Source organism: Pseudoxanthomonas putridarboris (genome assembly GCF_038321125.1).
Taxonomy (GTDB): Bacteria; Pseudomonadota; Gammaproteobacteria; order Xanthomonadales; family Xanthomonadaceae; genus Pseudoxanthomonas_A; species Pseudoxanthomonas_A putridarboris.
Genome location: NZ_JBBWWT010000003.1, coordinates 472,874 through 488,310, shown reverse-complemented (window position 1 = coordinate 488,310; position 15,437 = coordinate 472,874). Strand labels below are relative to the sequence as shown.

10 protein-coding genes are annotated in these 15,437 nt (G+C 67.2%); 5 read left to right on the top strand and 5 right to left on the bottom strand.

Translation table 11 applies throughout. The annotated features are described in order from the left end of the window. Window positions 1-28 precede the first annotated feature (28 nt). The gene (locus tag AAD027_RS09625; protein WP_341725797.1) at window positions 29-1,222 is read right to left on the bottom strand and encodes an MFS transporter; all 1,194 of its coding nucleotides are present in this window, start codon (window positions 1,220-1,222) and stop codon (window positions 29-31) included. A 210-nt stretch (window positions 1,223-1,432) separates the two neighbouring features. On the opposite strand from AAD027_RS09625, the gene AAD027_RS09620 reads away from it, so the two are divergent. Together AAD027_RS09620 and AAD027_RS09615 are read left to right on the top strand one after the other, a co-directional pair. After that, window positions 1,433-2,800, top strand: coding sequence for an alkaline phosphatase family protein (locus AAD027_RS09620; protein WP_341725796.1), 1,368 nt, complete (start codon window positions 1,433-1,435; stop codon window positions 2,798-2,800). 193 nt (window positions 2,801-2,993) lie between these two features. Further along, window positions 2,994-5,234, top strand: a complete 2,241-nt coding sequence (locus tag AAD027_RS09615) for a TonB-dependent receptor (protein WP_341725795.1) — start codon at window positions 2,994-2,996, stop codon at window positions 5,232-5,234. A 171-nt stretch (window positions 5,235-5,405) separates the two neighbouring features. On the opposite strand, the gene metH is transcribed toward AAD027_RS09615, so the two are convergent. From metH to AAD027_RS09600, 3 genes are all read right to left on the bottom strand, one after another. After that, window positions 5,406-8,204, bottom strand: coding sequence for a methionine synthase (gene metH, locus AAD027_RS09610; RefSeq protein WP_425605424.1), 2,799 nt, complete (start codon window positions 8,202-8,204; stop codon window positions 5,406-5,408). A gap of 145 nt (window positions 8,205-8,349) precedes the next feature. Further along, a complete protein-coding gene (locus AAD027_RS09605) occupies window positions 8,350-9,429 on the bottom strand; it encodes a homocysteine S-methyltransferase family protein (RefSeq protein ID WP_341725794.1) in 1,080 nt (359 codons plus the stop codon). Further along, entirely contained in the window at window positions 9,426-10,355 is a 930-nt protein-coding gene (locus AAD027_RS09600; protein WP_341725793.1) for an ArsR/SmtB family transcription factor, read from the bottom strand. The genes AAD027_RS09605 and AAD027_RS09600 overlap by 4 nt, the downstream gene beginning before the upstream one ends. A gap of 124 nt (window positions 10,356-10,479) precedes the next feature. Between AAD027_RS09600 and AAD027_RS09595 the strand changes: the two genes are divergently transcribed. Both AAD027_RS09595 and AAD027_RS09590 read left to right on the top strand, forming a co-directional pair. Beyond that, window positions 10,480-11,628 (top strand): acyl-CoA dehydrogenase family protein, encoded by a 1,149-nt coding sequence (locus tag AAD027_RS09595; protein ID WP_341725792.1) that lies wholly within the window; start codon window positions 10,480-10,482, stop codon window positions 11,626-11,628. Window positions 11,629-12,000: 372 nt separating this feature from the next. After that, a complete protein-coding gene (locus AAD027_RS09590; RefSeq protein WP_341725791.1) occupies window positions 12,001-13,875 on the top strand; it encodes a DUF885 domain-containing protein in 1,875 nt (624 codons plus the stop codon). Between the two features lie 62 nt (window positions 13,876-13,937). Here the strand turns inward: AAD027_RS09590 and AAD027_RS09585 are convergent, their stop codons facing one another. Beyond that, entirely contained in the window at window positions 13,938-14,837 is a 900-nt protein-coding gene (locus AAD027_RS09585) for an SDR family oxidoreductase (RefSeq protein ID WP_341725790.1), read from the bottom strand. A 130-nt stretch (window positions 14,838-14,967) separates the two neighbouring features. On the opposite strand from AAD027_RS09585, the gene AAD027_RS09580 reads away from it, so the two are divergent. Next, window positions 14,968-15,351, top strand: coding sequence for a winged helix-turn-helix transcriptional regulator (locus AAD027_RS09580; protein WP_341725789.1), 384 nt, complete (start codon window positions 14,968-14,970; stop codon window positions 15,349-15,351). Window positions 15,352-15,437: the final 86 nt, after the last annotated feature.

The window sequence follows — 15,437 nt, the reverse complement described above, 5'->3', positions numbered from 1 at the left end:
CGAATGATCCGTCCCGGTCGAATCGTCCTTAGGACCGCGCCGCGACCGGATGCTGCCGCACCAGCCAATGCCACACGATCAAGGCGGCCAGCAAGGCGACCGCCGACGAGACCAGGAAGGCGGTCTCGCCACCGAAACGCCACAGCTGGCCGGCGATCAGCGCGCCGGCCACGCCGCCGACGCCGGACGACAGGCCATAGAAAACGCCCTGGCCGTGGCCGTTCATCCGGCCGGGGAAGAAGCGCACCAGCAGTTGCATCGCCGCAGCGAAGAACGCGCCGAAGTTCAGCGCGTGGGTCAGTTGCGCGATCACCATGATCGGCAGGCTGTCCGGAAACAGCGCGGTCGCGCACCAGCGCAGCGAGGCGCTGAGCAACGCGACCATCAGCACGCGCCCGGCGTCCCAGCGCCGGAAGATGCGGCTGGACAGGAAGAACACGCCGATTTCTGCCAGTACGCCCACCGACCACAGCACGCCCTGCGTGGAGGTGGGATAGCCGTGCTCGGACAGGTAGATCGAGAAGAACGTGTAGAACGGACCGAACGAAACCTGGGCCAGGAACGCCGCCGCGAAGAAGGCGATCACCGGGGGCCGTTTCAGCCGCGCGCGGAAGCCATCGTTCGGATCGGCGTGCGCCGGTTCGGGCTCGTGCGCGTAGCGGTTGCCCAGCGCCGAAAACAGCACGCCGGCCAGGATCGGCAGCATCAGCCAGGGCAGGGCGCCCACGCCCAGCTGCTCGTCGTCGATCAGCCAGCCGAACAGCGCCACCACCACGATGAAGCCGATGGAGCCCCATACGCGGATCAACCCGTAGCGATCGCTGCGTTCGCCCAGGTGCGACATCGTGATCGCCTCGAACTGCGGCATCACCGCGTTGTAGGCGAAGCAGTAGGCGAACATCACCACGAACAGGCCGGCAAACCCCATCGGCAGCAGGAACAGCGCGAAGCAGCCCAGCGCCAGCGCGCAGCCCAGGTGCAGCCAGCGGATCGGATGCGGCGAGCGCGACGCCAGCGTGGTCCACAGGCTGGGCGAGACGATGCGGGTGGCGTACCACAGGCTCATCAGCACGCTGATCGCCGCCGCGTCCAACCCGCGCGATTGCAGGTACAGGCTCCAGTACGGCGTGAACGCGCCCAGGACGGCGTAGTAGGAGAAGTAGAACCCCGACAGCCGGGTCGCCGGGTACGCATGGATGCCCGGCGCCACGCTTTCCTTCATCGCGCCACGATCCGCAGGCAGGGGCCGTGCGCGCACCGCCTTCCCGCCATCGGGGAGGGTGGCGCGGAGAGGCGTGGCGTGTGTCGGCGGCGGCGGTGCATGGAGGCGCGCATTCTATCGGAGCCGGCGCCCTGCGCGCTCGGTCCCGGTGTCGGCGCATCCGCCATGCACATGCGATCTGTCATCCGGCTTTCATCGGCGGCGTCTCCAATGCGAGGGCCACGCTGGGTGGCCTGGGCGGGACGTGCGATGCGCGGCAAGTGGATCTGGCGATGCGGCCTTGGCCTGTGGCTGGCCGCGATGGCGTTGGTGGCGCAGGCGCGGCCATTGGTGCTGATCTCGGTGGACGGGCTGCGGCCGGACGATCTGCACGGTACCGCGCAACCGCGCGCCGAACTGCCGCACCTGCGCCGATTGGCCGGCGAGGGCAGCACCGCGCAGCGCGTGCGCGGGGTGATGCCCACGCTGACCTATCCCAGCCATGCGACGCTGCTGACCGGCGTTTCGCCGGCGCGCCACGGCATCGCCAGCAACCTGACGTTCGATCCCGAGTTCAAGAACCAGGTCGGCTGGTACTGGTACGCGGCCGACTTCAAGGTGGACACGCTGTGGGACGCCGCCCGCCAGCATGGCTTGCGCACGGCCAGCGTGCACTGGCCGGTCAGCGTGGGGGCGGCGGTGGACGCCAACCTGCCGCAGATCTGGCGTACGGGCACGGCCGACGACCGCAAGCTGTTGGCGGCGCTGGCCACGCCCGGGCTGCTGCCGGAACTGGAAGCCGCGCTGGGGCCATACCCCGACGGCATCGACGAAAGCGTGGAGGCGGACGAGCGTCGAGCGCGGTTCGCCGCCCGCCTGTTCGAGCGGCAACGTCCCGATTTCATGACGGTCTATTTCGCCGGACTGGACCATGAGGAGCATCGCCATGGCGCCGGCTCGCCGCAGGCGCTGGACGCGCTACGCCGGCTGGACGCGGCCATCGGTGAGTTGATCGCGTCGCTGCGCCGCACCGATCCGCAGACGGTGGTGGCGCTGGTTTCGGACCACGGTTTCGTGCCGCTGCATACCGATGTCAACCTGTTCGGCGCTTTCATCCAGGCCGGCCTCATCAGCGTGGACGAGAAGCGCCAGGTCAGCGGCTGGAAGGCGACCCTGTGGCCGGCGGCCGGCAGTGCCGCGGTGGTACTGCGCGACCCGGCCGACCAGGCCGTGAGGCAACAGGTACAGACGCTGCTGGCGCAATTGGCCGGCGATCCGGCCAATGGCATCGACCGCATCCTGGATGCGCAGGATATCGTGCGGTTGGGCGGCGCGCAGGCCGATCATCTGGTGCTGTTCAAGCCCGGCTTCCAGATCGGCCGCGATCCCGCGGCGCCAATGCTGGCCGACAGCAGTTATCGCGGCATGCACGGTTATTCGCCGGAGTCGCGGGAGATGGATGCGGTCTTCGTGGTGACCGGTCCGGGCATCCCGCGGCGCGACCTGGGCGGGATCGACATGCGCGACATCGCGCCGACGCTGGCGCGGCTGATGCGGGTGGAACTGCCGCAGGCGGAAGGGCAGGACCTGCTGCCCTGAGAAGTGCCAACGGCGGCACGGCTGCAACAAGACTGTCTCGCAAACGTAAGTCGGCCGCCATCCGGCTGTCATGCGGGCTCACCACCATGGCGCCCGCGCTGGCCGGCGGTCGCCCGCATGCCTTGCGCCCCCACCTCCACCTCGATGGACCGCGGCAGCGTTGCCGCGGTCCCATCCTTTAGGGAAACTCCACATGCACAAGAAGAGCACCATGGCCCTGGCCGTGATGGGCGTGCTGTACGCCTCGGCCGTATTCGCGCAGGACAATGCCAGCCCCAACGGCGGCGCGGCCGACGCCGATGCGCAGACGCTGGATACCGTTTCCGTGATCGGCCTGGGCGAAACCCGCCAGGTGCAGCGCCTGGCGCCGGAACAGATCCGCGCACTGCCGCCGGGCACCAGCCCGCTGAAGCTGCTGGCCGACCTGCCGGGCGTCAACTTCCAGTCCGCCGATGCCTTCGGTGCCTACGAATGGTCGGCGCGCATCAGCCTGCGCGGCTTCAACCAGAACCAGTTGGGCTTCACCCTGGACGGCATCCCGCTGGGCGACATGAGCTACGGCAACAACAACGGCCTGCACATCAGCCGCGCGCTGATTTCCGAAGACCTGGCCGGCGTCGAACTGGCCGAGGGCATCGGCGGCGTCAACACCGCTTCCACCAGCAACCTGGGCGGCACCATCCAGTTCTTCTCGGCCGATCCGCTGCCCGAGTTCGGGGTGAGGCTGTCGCAGACGGTGGGCAGCGATTCCACCCGTCGCACTTATGCGCGGCTGGACACCGGCGACCACAACGGTTTCGCCATGTACCTGTCCGGCGTCACCTCGCGCATGGACAAGTGGAAGGGCGACGGCGAGCAGAAGCAGGACCAGGTCGACCTGAAGGCGGTCTACGATTTCGGCGACCATCGCGTCAGCCTGCTGGCCACCACCTCGCGCCGCAACGAGAACGACTACCAGGACCTGTCGCTGGATTCGCAGCGCCGCCTGGGCTGGGACTGGGACAACTACCGTCCCGACTGGCAGCGCGCCGTGGACGCCGCCAACGGCATCTTCAGCGGCGGCGTCAACAACCTGGACGATGCCTACTACGATGCGCGCGGCCTGCGCGACGACGGCGTGCTGGGCCTGTCCGGCGACTTCGGCCTGACCGAGGACGTGCGCCTCCGCACCACGCTGTACCACCACACCAACCGCGGCCAGGGTCACTGGTTCACCCCGTACGTGCCGTCCTCGGCCGACGTGCCGATCTCGCTGCGCACCACCGAATACGGCATCGACCGCAGCGGCGTGATCGCGGCGCTGGACTGGACCTTCGGCAACCACCGCATCGAGGGCGGCCTGTGGTTGGAGGACAACGGCCACACTGTGCAGCGCAATTACTACTTCATCAACGGCCCGATCGACGACGGCTTCTTCCTGCGCGGTCCCGACATCCGCCAGTTCTACCAGAATTTCGACATCAAGACCCGCCAGTTCTACCTGAAGGACACGCTCAGCCTGCTGGACGACCGCCTGGCGGTGGACATCGGTTTCAAGAGCCCGCGGGTGGAGATCGAATCGCGCATCCCGGCCGGCACCTTCGTCTCGCGTTACGCCGAAGGCGACCTGACCGCCAAGGACAGCTTCCTGCCGCAACTGGGCGCCAGCTTCCGGCTGGCCGGCAACAACGAACTGTTCGCCTCCTATGCCGAGAACATGGCCGCCTTCCAGGCCGGCATCACCGGCCCGTTCGCCACCACCCAGGAGGCGTTCGACGCGTTCATCGGTTCGCTGCAACCGGAGGAAAGCCGCACGGTCGAGGCCGGTTTCCGCCATTCCGGCGACACCCTGCAGGCGGCGCTGGCGCTGTACCACGTCAAGTTCGACAACCGCCTGTTGTCGGTGGCGCAATGCTCGGGCATCCAGGGCTGTCCGTCGGCCTTCGCCAACGTGGGCTCGGTCACCAGCAAGGGCGCGGAGGCTACCCTGGTGTGGATGCCGGTGGACGGCCTGCGCTGGCACAACACGCTGTCGTGGAACGAATCCACCTACGATTCCGACTACCTCAACGGCGACGAACTGGTCGAGATCGAGGGCAGGCAGACCGTCAACACGCCCAAGCAGATGTTCTCCTCCTCGCTCAGCTGGACGCGCGGTCCGCTGGAACTCGACTTCGGCGCCAACTACACCGGCAAGCGCTACTACAGCTACTCCAACGATGCCGAAGTGCCCTCGTTCTGGCTGGCCAACGCGGGCGGTTCATGGAACTTCGGCAGCATCGGCGCGATCGAGGAGCTGCAACTGGCGCTGCACGTGACCAACCTGACCGACAAACAGTATTTCGCGACCGTCGGCACCAACGGCTTCGTGGTCTCCGACCCCGACGGCACCTACGCCACACTGCTGGCGGGCGCGCCGCGCCAGGTGATGTTCACGGTCAGCGCTTCGTTCTAGGGCACTCGTATCGAATGTCGACGCGGAACCGATAATCCACCGTCGTCCCGGCGCAGGCCGGGACCCAGTGCCTTGGACACACCAGGGACACCGGATGGCGGAAAGTCGCTGGGTCCCGGCCTGCGCCGGGACGACGAACTCGGGAGGTGATGCGGGACCCGACCCTGCGGGCTATTCCGGATCGTAGTCCAGGTTGGAGGCGAGCCATCTTTCCGCCTGCGCCAGTTCCACGCCCTTGCGCTTGGCATAGTCGGCGGCCTGTTCCTTCGACACCCGCCCGACCACGAAGTACTGGCTCTGCGGATGGCTGAAGTAATAGCCGGACACCGCCGCCGTGGGCAGCATGGCGAAGCTCTCGGTCAGCGTCATGCCGGCGTTGCGGCCGGCGTCGAGCAGGCGGAACAGCGTGCCCTTCTCGCTGTGCTCGGGGCAGGCGGGATAGCCAGGGGCAGGGCGGATGCCTTGGTACTGTTCGCCGATCAGCGCATCGTTGTCGAGCGATTCGTCGGCGGCGTAGCCCCAGAACTCCTTGCGCACGCGCTGGTGCAGGCGTTCGGCCAGCGCCTCGGCCAGGCGGTCGGCCAGCGCCTTCAACAGGATCGCGTTGTAGTCGTCGTGATCGGCCTCGAAGCGGGCGACATGTTCGTCGATGCCGATGCCGGCGGTGACCGCGAACGCGCCGATCCAGTCCTGCCTGCCCGAGTCCTTCGGCGCGATGAAATCGGCCAGGCAGAAGTCCGGCCGGTCGGCGGGCTTGTCGACCTGCTGGCGGAGGAAGTGCAGGGTGGCTTTTAGCCCCTCTCCCTCCGGGAGAGGGGTTGGGGTGAGGGTACGGTGAGAGGATGATGGTTCGGGCGATGCCGACTTCGCCGTACCCTCATCCGCCCTACGGGCACCTTCTCCCGAAGGGAGAAGGGTTACAACGACATCATCACCCACACTGTTCGCCGGCCACAGCCCGAACACGGCCTTGGCGGTCAGCCACTTCTCGCCGACGATCCGGTCCAGCATCGCCCGCGCATCGCGGTACAGCTCGCTGGCCTGCGTGCCGACCACTTCGTCGGTGAGGATGGCGGGGTACTTGCCGGCCAGTTCCCAGGCCTGGAAAAACGGCGTCCAGTCGATGCAGTCCACCAGTTCGGCCAGCGGATAGTCGTCGAACACGGTGATGCCGGGCCGGTTCGGGACGGGCGGGGTGTAGGCGTCCCAGCCGCCGTCGAACTTCTGCCCGCGCGCCTTCTCCAGCGACACCAGCCGCTTGGCGTCGCCACGGTTGCGGTGGCGCTGGCGGATCTCGGCGTAGTCGGCGTCGTTGGCGGCGACGAAGGCCTCGCGCATGTCGCGCGAGATCAGCGACTGCGCCACGCCCACGGCGCGCGAGGCGTCCTTCACCCATACCGTCGGCGCGTCGTAGTGCGGATCGATCTTCAGCGCGGTGTGCGCGCGCGAGGTGGTGGCGCCGCCGATCAGCAGGGGCATGGAGAAGCCCTGGCGCTGCATCTCGCGCGCCACGTGGGTCATTTCCTCCAGCGACGGCGTGATCAGGCCGGACAGGCCGATCAGGTCGGCGTTCTCGGCGCGGGCGGTATCCAGGATCTTCTGCGTGGGCACCATCACGCCCAGGTCCACCACGTCGAAGTTGTTGCAAGCCAGCACCACGCCGACGATGTTCTTGCCGATGTCGTGCACGTCGCCCTTCACCGTGGCCATGACGATCTTGCCGTTCGACTTGCCCACGTCGCCGGTGCGCAGCTTCTCCGCCTCGATGTAGGGCAGCAGGTAGGCCACGGCCTTCTTCATCACGCGCGCGGACTTGACCACCTGCGGCAGGAACATCTTGCCGGCGCCGAACAGGTCGCCGACCACGTTCATGCCGTCCATCAACGGACCTTCGATCACGTCCAGTGGCCGGGTGGCCTGGTGCCGGGCTTCCTCGGTGTCGTCCTCCACGAAGGCATCGATGCCGTGCACCAGCGCGTGCGCCAGGCGCTCGCGCACCGGCTTGTCGCGCCAGGCCAGGTTTTCGACCTGGGCCTCGCCCTTCTTGCCCTTGTAGCGGTTGGCGATCTCCAGCAGCCGCTCGGTGCCGTCCTTGCGGCGGTTGAGCACCACGTCCTCGACGCGCTCGCGCAGCTCCGGCTCCAGATCGTCGTAGATCGGCATGGCGCCGGCGTTGACGATGCCCATGTCCATGCCGGCCTTGATGGCGTGGTACAGGAACACCGAATGGATGGCCTGCCGCACCGGCTCGTTGCCGCGGAACGAGAACGACACGTTCGACACGCCGCCGGAGACATGGCAATGCGGCAGGGTCTGTTTGATGATGCGGGTGGCTTCGATGAAGTCCACCGCGTAGTTGTCGTGCTCCTCGATGCCGGTGGCGACGGCGAAGATGTTGGGGTCGAAGATGATGTCTTCCGGCAGGAAGTCGACCTGTTCGGTCAGGATGCGATAGGCGCGGGTGCAGATCTCCACCTTGCGCGCGCAGGTGTCGGCCTGGCCGTCCTCGTCGAAGGCCATCACCACCGCGGCGGCGCCGTAGCGCAGCACCTTGCGCGCGTGTTCGACGAAGGCCGCTTCGCCTTCCTTCAGCGAGATCGAATTGACCACGCTCTTGCCTTGCAGGCACTTGAGCCCGGCCTCGATCACGCTCCACTTGGAGGAGTCCACCATCACCGGGATGCGGGCGATGTCGGGCTCGGACATGATCAGGTTGAGGAAGCGGGTCATCGCCTTCTCGGAATCGATCAGGCCCTCGTCCATGTTGACGTCGAGGATCTGCGCGCCGTTGGCGACCTGCTGGCGCGCCACTTCGACGGCTTCCTCGTAGCGCTCTTCCTTGATCAGCTTGCGGAACTGCGCGCTGCCGGTGACGTTGGTGCGCTCGCCGATGTTGACGAACAACAGGTCCGGCGTGATGACCAGTGGCTCCAGGCCGGAGAGGCGGGTTTGGCGGGCATGCGCGCTCATGCGATGCGTCTCCGTTTCCTTCCCCCGCTTGCGGGGGAAGGTGGCGCAAAGCGCCGGATGGGGGCCAACGTTCCCGGCTCGCCCTCATCCGCCCTTCGGGCACCTTCCCCCGCATGCGGGGGAAGGGTGTTCACGAACCGCTTGGTCATGCCGCCCGCTCCAGCGCCTGCGGGAACCGCCGCGGCGCGATCCCGCGCACCGCTTCGGCGATAGCCTGGATATGCGCCGGCGTGGTGCCGCAGCAGCCGCCGACCAGGTTGAGCAGGCCGGACTGGGCGAATTCCTTCAAGGTGGCGGCCATCTCTTCCGGCGTCTCGTCGTATTCGCCGAAGGCATTGGGCAGGCCGGCGTTGGGATGCGCACTGACGTAGGCATCGGCGACGGTGGCCAGCGTCTCCACGTGCTCACGCAGGTCCTTGGCGCCAAGCGCACAGTTCAGGCCCACGGACAGCGGGCGGCCATGCGCGACCGAGGCGTAGAAGGCCTCGGCGGTCTGTCCCGACAGGGTGCGGCCCGAGGCATCGGTGATGGTGCCGGAGATCATCACCGGCAAACGTCCGCCGCGAACTTCGAACACCTCCTCGATGGCATACAGCGCCGCCTTGGCGTTGAGCGTGTCGAAAATGGTTTCCACCATCAGCGTGTCCGCGCCACCGTCGATCAGGCCTTCGATGGCCTCGCGGTAGGTGGCGCGCAGTTCGTCGAAGCTGGTGTTGCGGAAGCCGGGATCGTTGACGTCCGGGCTGATCGAGGCGGTGCGGCTGGTCGGGCCCAGCACGCCGATCACGAAGCGCGGCTTGTCCGGTGTCCTGGCCTCCACGGCATCGCAGCAGCGGCGGGCGACTTCGGCCCCGGCCTTGTTGAGTTCGTAGACCAGGTGTTCCAGGTGATAGTCGGCCTGGCTGACGGAGGTGGCATTGAAGGTATTGGTTTCGACCAGGTCGGCGCCGGCTTCGAGATAGGCGGTATGCACGTCGGCGATGACTTCGGGCTTGCTGAGCAGCAGCAGGTCGTTGTTGCCCTTCAGGTCATGGCCGCAGTTCTCGCCATGGACATGCTGGCTGTCGTAGCCATCCGCGAAGCGCTCGCCCCGGTAGTCGGCTTCTTCCAGCCGATGGCGCTGGATCATGGTGCCCATGGCGCCGTCGATGATCAGGATGCGGGCAGCCAGCGCATCGTGGAGCGCCTTTGCGCGGGCAGGGTTCAACCAGGGCAGGGTATTCATTCTTTCACCGCTGTCAGCGAAATGACTTCGAAGTGGGGCGGGCGGCGTTCGCGGGTGACGGTTTCGGCGTTGGCGATGTCCAGGCCGGCCTTTTCGGCGAACTTGCGCAGTTCCTTTTCGGTGAAACCGAGGTTGACGTGTCCGTAGGCTTCCACCACGGCACGATGCTCGTGCCTGGCCAGGCTGCTCAGCAGCAGGCGGCCGCCCTTGCGCAGCACGCGGGCGGCTTCCGCGACGGCCTGTGCCGGCTTGGCCGAGTAGGTCAGCGCATGCATCAGCACCACCAGGTCGAAGCTGTTGTCCTTGAACGGCAGGGCGTGCATGTCGCCTTCGCGCACTTCCACGTTGGGGAAGCGGCGCAGGCGTTCGCCGGCGGCGGCCACGACGCGGGCGCTGGTATCCACGCACACGTAGCGGCTGGCGTGCGGCGACAGCAGTTCGGCCAGCACGCCGTCGCCGGAGGCGATGTCCAGCACGTCGCCGGTTTCCAGCAGCGGCAGGGCGGTGCGGGCCAGGGCCTCCCAGGTGCGGCCGGGCGAGTAGTGGCGCTCCATGTCGCCGGCCACGGCATCGGCCCAGTTCTGGTCGGCGGCGCGGTTGGCCAGCACGCCGGCCACGCGCTCGGCGTCCTGGCGCAGCAGCGGGTCGTCGCTGCCCTGCTTCAGGCTGCGCCACAGCTCGCGCTGCACCGCGTCCAGTTGCTCCTCGTCGAAGCGGTAATAGGCCGACACGCCCGCGCGGCGGTCGCGCACCAGCCCGGCCTCCTTCAGCTTGGCCAGGTGGGTGGAGACGCGCGGTTGGGCCAGCTGGGTGATCGCCGACAGCTCGGCCACGGTCAGCTCTTCGCGCTCCAGCAGGGCCAGCAGGCGTACGCGGGTGGCGTCGGCGAAGACTTTCAGCCGGACCGACCAGGCTTCCAGATCCATAAATATCTTCCTATCGCGATATAGAGATATTGTCCCGCCGGCGTCCTGCCGGGTCAAGCGGCATACGCCTGCGCACGGTGCGCCCGCTACAATGGCGGCTTCAATTGGTATGTGAGGGGTAGCCGTGGATTTCGCATTCACCGAAGAGCAGTTGATGATCCAGGACGTGGCGCGCCGTATCGCGCAGGAAAAGATCGCGCCCAGCGCCGAGCACTTCGACAAGGTGGGCGAGTTCCCGCTGGACAACATCCGCCTGCTGGGCGAGAACGGCTTGATGGGCATCGAGGTGCCGGCCGAGTACGGTGGTGCCGGCATGGACCCGATCGCCTACGTGCTGGCGATGATCGAAATCGCCGCCGGCGACGCCGCGCATTCCACCATCATGTCGGTGAACAACTCGCTGTTCTGCAACGGCATCCTGAAGTTCGGCACCGAGGCGCAGAAGCAGAAGTACGTGCGCGCCATCGCCGAAGGGGCCGAGATCGGCGCCTTCGCGCTGACCGAGCCGCAGTCCGGTTCCGATGCCACCGCGATGCGCTGCCGCGCCGTGAAGCAGGCCGATGGCAGCTTCGTCGTCAACGGCAAGAAGAGCTGGATCACCTCCGGCCCGGTGGCCAAGTACATCGTGCTGTTCGCCATGAGCGAGCCGGACAAGGGCGCGCGCGGCATCACCGCGTTCCTGGTCGACACCGCCAAGCCGGGCTTCCACCGCGGCAAGACCGAACCCAAGCTGGGCATCCGCGCCTCGGCCACCTGCGAGATCGAGTTCACCGACTACGTGGTCGCTCCCGAGGACGTGCTGGGCCAGGAAGGCGAGGGCTTCAAGATCGCCATGGGCGTGCTGGACGCCGGCCGCATCGGCATCGCCTCGCAGGCCATCGGCATCGCCCGTGCCGCCTACGAGGCGACGATCGCCTACGTGAAGGAACGCAAGGCGTTCGGCGCGCCCATCGGCACCTTCCAGATGACCCAGGCCAAGATCGCCGACATGAAGTGCAAGCTGGACGCGGCCACGCTGCTGACCCTGCGCGCGGCGTGGGTGAAGGGCCAGGACCAGCGCTTCAGCAACGAGGCCGCCATCGCCAAGCTGACCGCCTCCGAGGCGGCCATGTGGATCACCCACCAGGCCGTGCAGATCCACGGCGGCATGGGCTATTCCAAGGAAATGCCGCTGGAGCGTTACTTCCGCGACGCCAAGATCACCGAGATCTACGAAGGCACCAGCGAGATCCAGCGCCTGGTGATCGCCCGCAACGAAACCGGCCTGCGCTGAGAAGCAGCGTGCAGGAGCGACGTCAGTCGCGACCGCGATGCCGAAAGGCGGAAATGGAGCCTGCGCGCGCCAACGGAAAACCCCGGCACGACCGGGGTTTTCCGTATCGGGCGCGGCGATCCCGGCGCGATGCGAAGCTTGTGTTCCGGGATGGGCACGGTGCTGCCGTCCAAGGGGACTACTTCGAACCGGTCTTTCCGTGGTGGCCCGGATCGCGGGGTGTGACGCCGTTGGCGCAATCCGTTCTCGCCGGTGGCTTCGATCCTCCGATCCCGCGTCCCCCCATCTTTAGTAATGGGACGGGCCGGCATCGGGTCCGCTAGAGTCCCGTGATGCGGGAGTCCGCCTTCCGTGTCCCTCCAGGAGAACCCGATGCGTAAAACCCTGATCGTCTGCGCCCTTGCACTGGCCCTGGCTGCCTGCGACCGCGCTGCTTCGCCGGACGCCGGCACGGCCGCGACGCCTGCGGCTTCCTATTCGCAGGCCGACATCGCCGCCGAAACCGAACGGCTGAACCAATGGTTCGAGAAGAAGTACGAGGAACAACTGCAGTTCAGTCCGTTGCAGCTGACCTTCCAGGGCCGCAAGGACAAGTACGACCAATTGGACGATCTGTCGGAAAAGGCGCAGCTGGACCAGGTCGCCTGGCAGAAGGCCAGCGTCGAGGAGATGGAATCGGCCTTCGACTACGCCAAGCTCAGCGACGAAGGAAAGTTTTCCTACGACCTGTGGAAGCTGCAGTACGAGAACGCGCGTGATGGCGTGCCATTCATCGCCGACGGTTATGCCTTCGACCAGATGAACGGCGCGCAGAGTTTCTTCCCCACGGTGATGATCAGCTTCCACAAGGTGGACGAGGAATCGGACTACACGGCCTACGTGGCGCGCCTGAATGCGAGCGGGCGCGCGTTCGACCAGTTGCTGGAACGCGCCCGCGCGTCGGCCGGGCAGGGCATCCGTCCGCCGAAGTTCGCCTACGAAGGCGTCATCGACCAGTCGCGCAAGGTCATCAGCGGCGCGCCGTTCTCGGCGGGCAAGGATTCGGCCATCTGGGCCGACGCGCAGGCCAAGGCCGATGCGCTGGTGGAGAACGGCAAGATCGACGCCGCGCGCGCCGCCGCCTTGAAGGAAGAGGCGCGCAAGGCATTGCTCGAGCAGTTCAAGCCGGCCTACGAGCGCATCATCGCCTGGAGCGAGGAAGAGCTGCCCAAGGCGGCGGTGAACGCCACCGGCGTGGGCGCGACCCATCCCAACGGCAAGGCGTACTACGAGTACCAGCTGCGCCAGATGACCACCACCCGCATGACGGCCGAGGAGGTCCATGCGCTGGGCCTGAAGGAAGTGGAGCGCATCAAGGGCGAGATGGCCGCGTTGAAGGACAAGGTGGGCTTCGAGGGCGACCTGGACGCCTTCTTCGCCTTCATCGACAGCGACCCGCGTTTCAAATTCCCCAACACCGACGCCGGCCGGCAGGCCTACATCGACGAGGCCACCCAGGCCATCGACAACATCAAGAAGGAACTGCCGAACTACTTCGGCCTGCTGCCGAAGGCGGACCTGGTGGTCAAGCGGGTGGAGGCTTTCCGCGAGCAGGACGGCGCCGCGCAGCATTACTTCCCCGGCACGCCCGACGGTTCGCGTCCAGGCGTCTACTACGCGCACCTGTCCGACATGAACGCGATGCCGAAGCCCGAGCTGGAAGTGATCGCCTACCACGAAGGCCTGCCGGGCCACCACATGCAGATCTCCATCGCGCAGGAACTCACCGGCGTGCCCAAGTTCCGCACGCAGGCCGGTTTCACCGCGTACCAGGAAGGCTGGGGGCTGTATGCGGAATGGCTGGCCAAGGAAATGCCGAACACCTACCAGGATCCGTATTCGGAGTTCGGCCGCCTGAGTTCGGAGATGTGGCGCGCGATCCGCCTGGTGGTGGACACCGGCCTGCACGCCAAGGGCTGGACCGAACAGCAGGCGGTGGAGTACTTCGACGCCAACAGCGCGGTGCCGCTGGCGGCCATCAAGTCGGAAGTGCAGCGCTACCTGATCATGCCCGGCCAGGCCACGGCCTACAAAGTCGGCATGATCCGCATCCAGGAACTGCGCAGGAAGGCGGAAACCGAACTGGGCGACAAGTTCGACATCAAGGGGTTCCACGATGCGGTGCTGGGAGGCGGCGCGCTGCCGCTGACCCTGCTGGAGAAGCGCGTGGACCAGTGGATCGCCAGCCGGAAGGCGACGCAGGCGTAAGGACGGCGCAATCCGATATTCCGCACGACGAAACCCCGGCCTTGGCCGGGGTTTCCGCTTTCTCAGCCGCCGATCAGGGTGCTCGCGTTGTCGGCCAGCCATGTCTCGAACGACTGCGGGACCTTTCCGGTCAATCGCGTGTAGTCGTCGGTGACTTCGCCCAGGTCGCCTGCGGCGGTGGCGGCATCGAACGATGCGAACACGTCGGCCAGCGCCGGCGGGAAGCCATGCGCCAGCAGACCTTCGATCAGTTGCGCGATATCCACGTCCACCACCTCCAGCGGCTTGCCGGCGAGCACGCCGATGCGCGCGGCGACCTGGCGGGCCGTCAACGCCTGCGCGCCCGTCAGCGTCAGCGTGCGGTTGCCGTTGTCGCCGGCCGCGAGCGCCACGGCGGCGGCGCGCGCCAGGTCGTCGCGCGCGATGTAGGCGATGCCGCCTTCGCCGGCCGCCGAGAACCACTGGCCGCTCGCGAGTGCGCCAGGCACCGCGTAGGCCAGGTTCTCGAAGTACCAGGCGTTGCGCAGCACGGTCCAGCCCAGCGGCGAGGCGGCGAGCGCCTGTTCCGTGCCCAGGTGGTCGGGCGCGAACGACACATGCGAGGTCTCCGGCGACGGCAGCGAGGTGTAGACCACGTGCTCCACGCCGGCCTTCACCGCCGCGTCCACGGCGTTGCGGTGCTGGGCCAGGCGCTTGCCCGGCTCCAGCAGCGCGTCGGTACTGACCAGCAGCAGGCGGCCGGCGCCGGCGAACGCGGCCGGCAGCGACGCGGGATCGTCGAAGTCGGCGCCGCGCACGGTCACGCCGCGCGCGGCGAGGTCGGCCAGCGTCTCCGGCTTGCGGGTGGTCGCGATGACGCGGTCGGCCGGAATCTCCAGCGTATCCAGCAGATGGGCGAGGGTGGCGCGACCCAGGTGGCCGGCGGCGCCGGTGACCAGCAGGGTGGGGGTGGGGGCGTTCATGGCGACTCCTGTAGTCGGTTATCGAAAGGATGTTGGTTACGATATGGTAGTAAGGCCTCCCGGCCCCGCAAGCAGGGAGCTTGAAGTAACCCGGTTACCACGCGGTAACCGACCTCGCCGGAGCCAGGCCATGACGCTGCACCGCCAGTCCTTCATCATCACCGAGAACTGCCCCATCCGCGACGTGCTGGATCGGCTGGGCGACCGCTGGACGGTGCTAGTGCTGCACGAACTGGCGACCGGCACGCTGCGCTTTTCCGAACTGCGCAAGCGCATCGCCGACATCTCGCCGCGCATGCTGGCGCAGACACTGCGCCACCTGGAGCAGGACGGGCTGGTGCGCCGCGAGGTGTTCCCCACCGTGCCGCCGCGCGTGGACTACGCGCTGACGGCGATGGGGGAGTCGTTCTTCGAGCGCGTGGAGATGCTGGCGCAATGGGCGGCGGACCACCACGAGGCGGTCAAGGCCGCGCGCAGGGCTTACGTGGCGCCGGCGGGTAACGCGCCGAAATGATCCTGGAAATAATCCTGTAGGAGGAGCTTCAGCCCCGACTTTGGCAACAACCCGCTGTCGGGGCTGAAGCCCCTCCTACATGGATC

Coding starts and splice junctions, on each gene's coding strand:
- AAD027_RS09625 (WP_341725797.1), bottom strand. CDS start 1,222: ATGAAGGAAAGCGTGGCGCCGGGCATCCATGCGTACCCGGCGACCCGG.
- AAD027_RS09620 (WP_341725796.1), top strand. CDS start 1,433: ATGCGAGGGCCACGCTGGGTGGCCTGGGCGGGACGTGCGATGCGCGGC.
- AAD027_RS09615 (WP_341725795.1), top strand. CDS start 2,994: ATGCACAAGAAGAGCACCATGGCCCTGGCCGTGATGGGCGTGCTGTAC.
- metH (WP_425605424.1), bottom strand. CDS start 8,204: ATGAGCGCGCATGCCCGCCAAACCCGCCTCTCCGGCCTGGAGCCACTG.
- AAD027_RS09605 (WP_341725794.1), bottom strand. CDS start 9,429: ATGAATACCCTGCCCTGGTTGAACCCTGCCCGCGCAAAGGCGCTCCAC.
- AAD027_RS09600 (WP_341725793.1), bottom strand. CDS start 10,355: ATGGATCTGGAAGCCTGGTCGGTCCGGCTGAAAGTCTTCGCCGACGCC.
- AAD027_RS09590 (WP_341725791.1), top strand. CDS start 12,001: ATGCGTAAAACCCTGATCGTCTGCGCCCTTGCACTGGCCCTGGCTGCC.
- AAD027_RS09585 (WP_341725790.1), bottom strand. CDS start 14,837: ATGAACGCCCCCACCCCCACCCTGCTGGTCACCGGCGCCGCCGGCCAC.
- AAD027_RS09580 (WP_341725789.1), top strand. CDS start 14,968: ATGACGCTGCACCGCCAGTCCTTCATCATCACCGAGAACTGCCCCATC.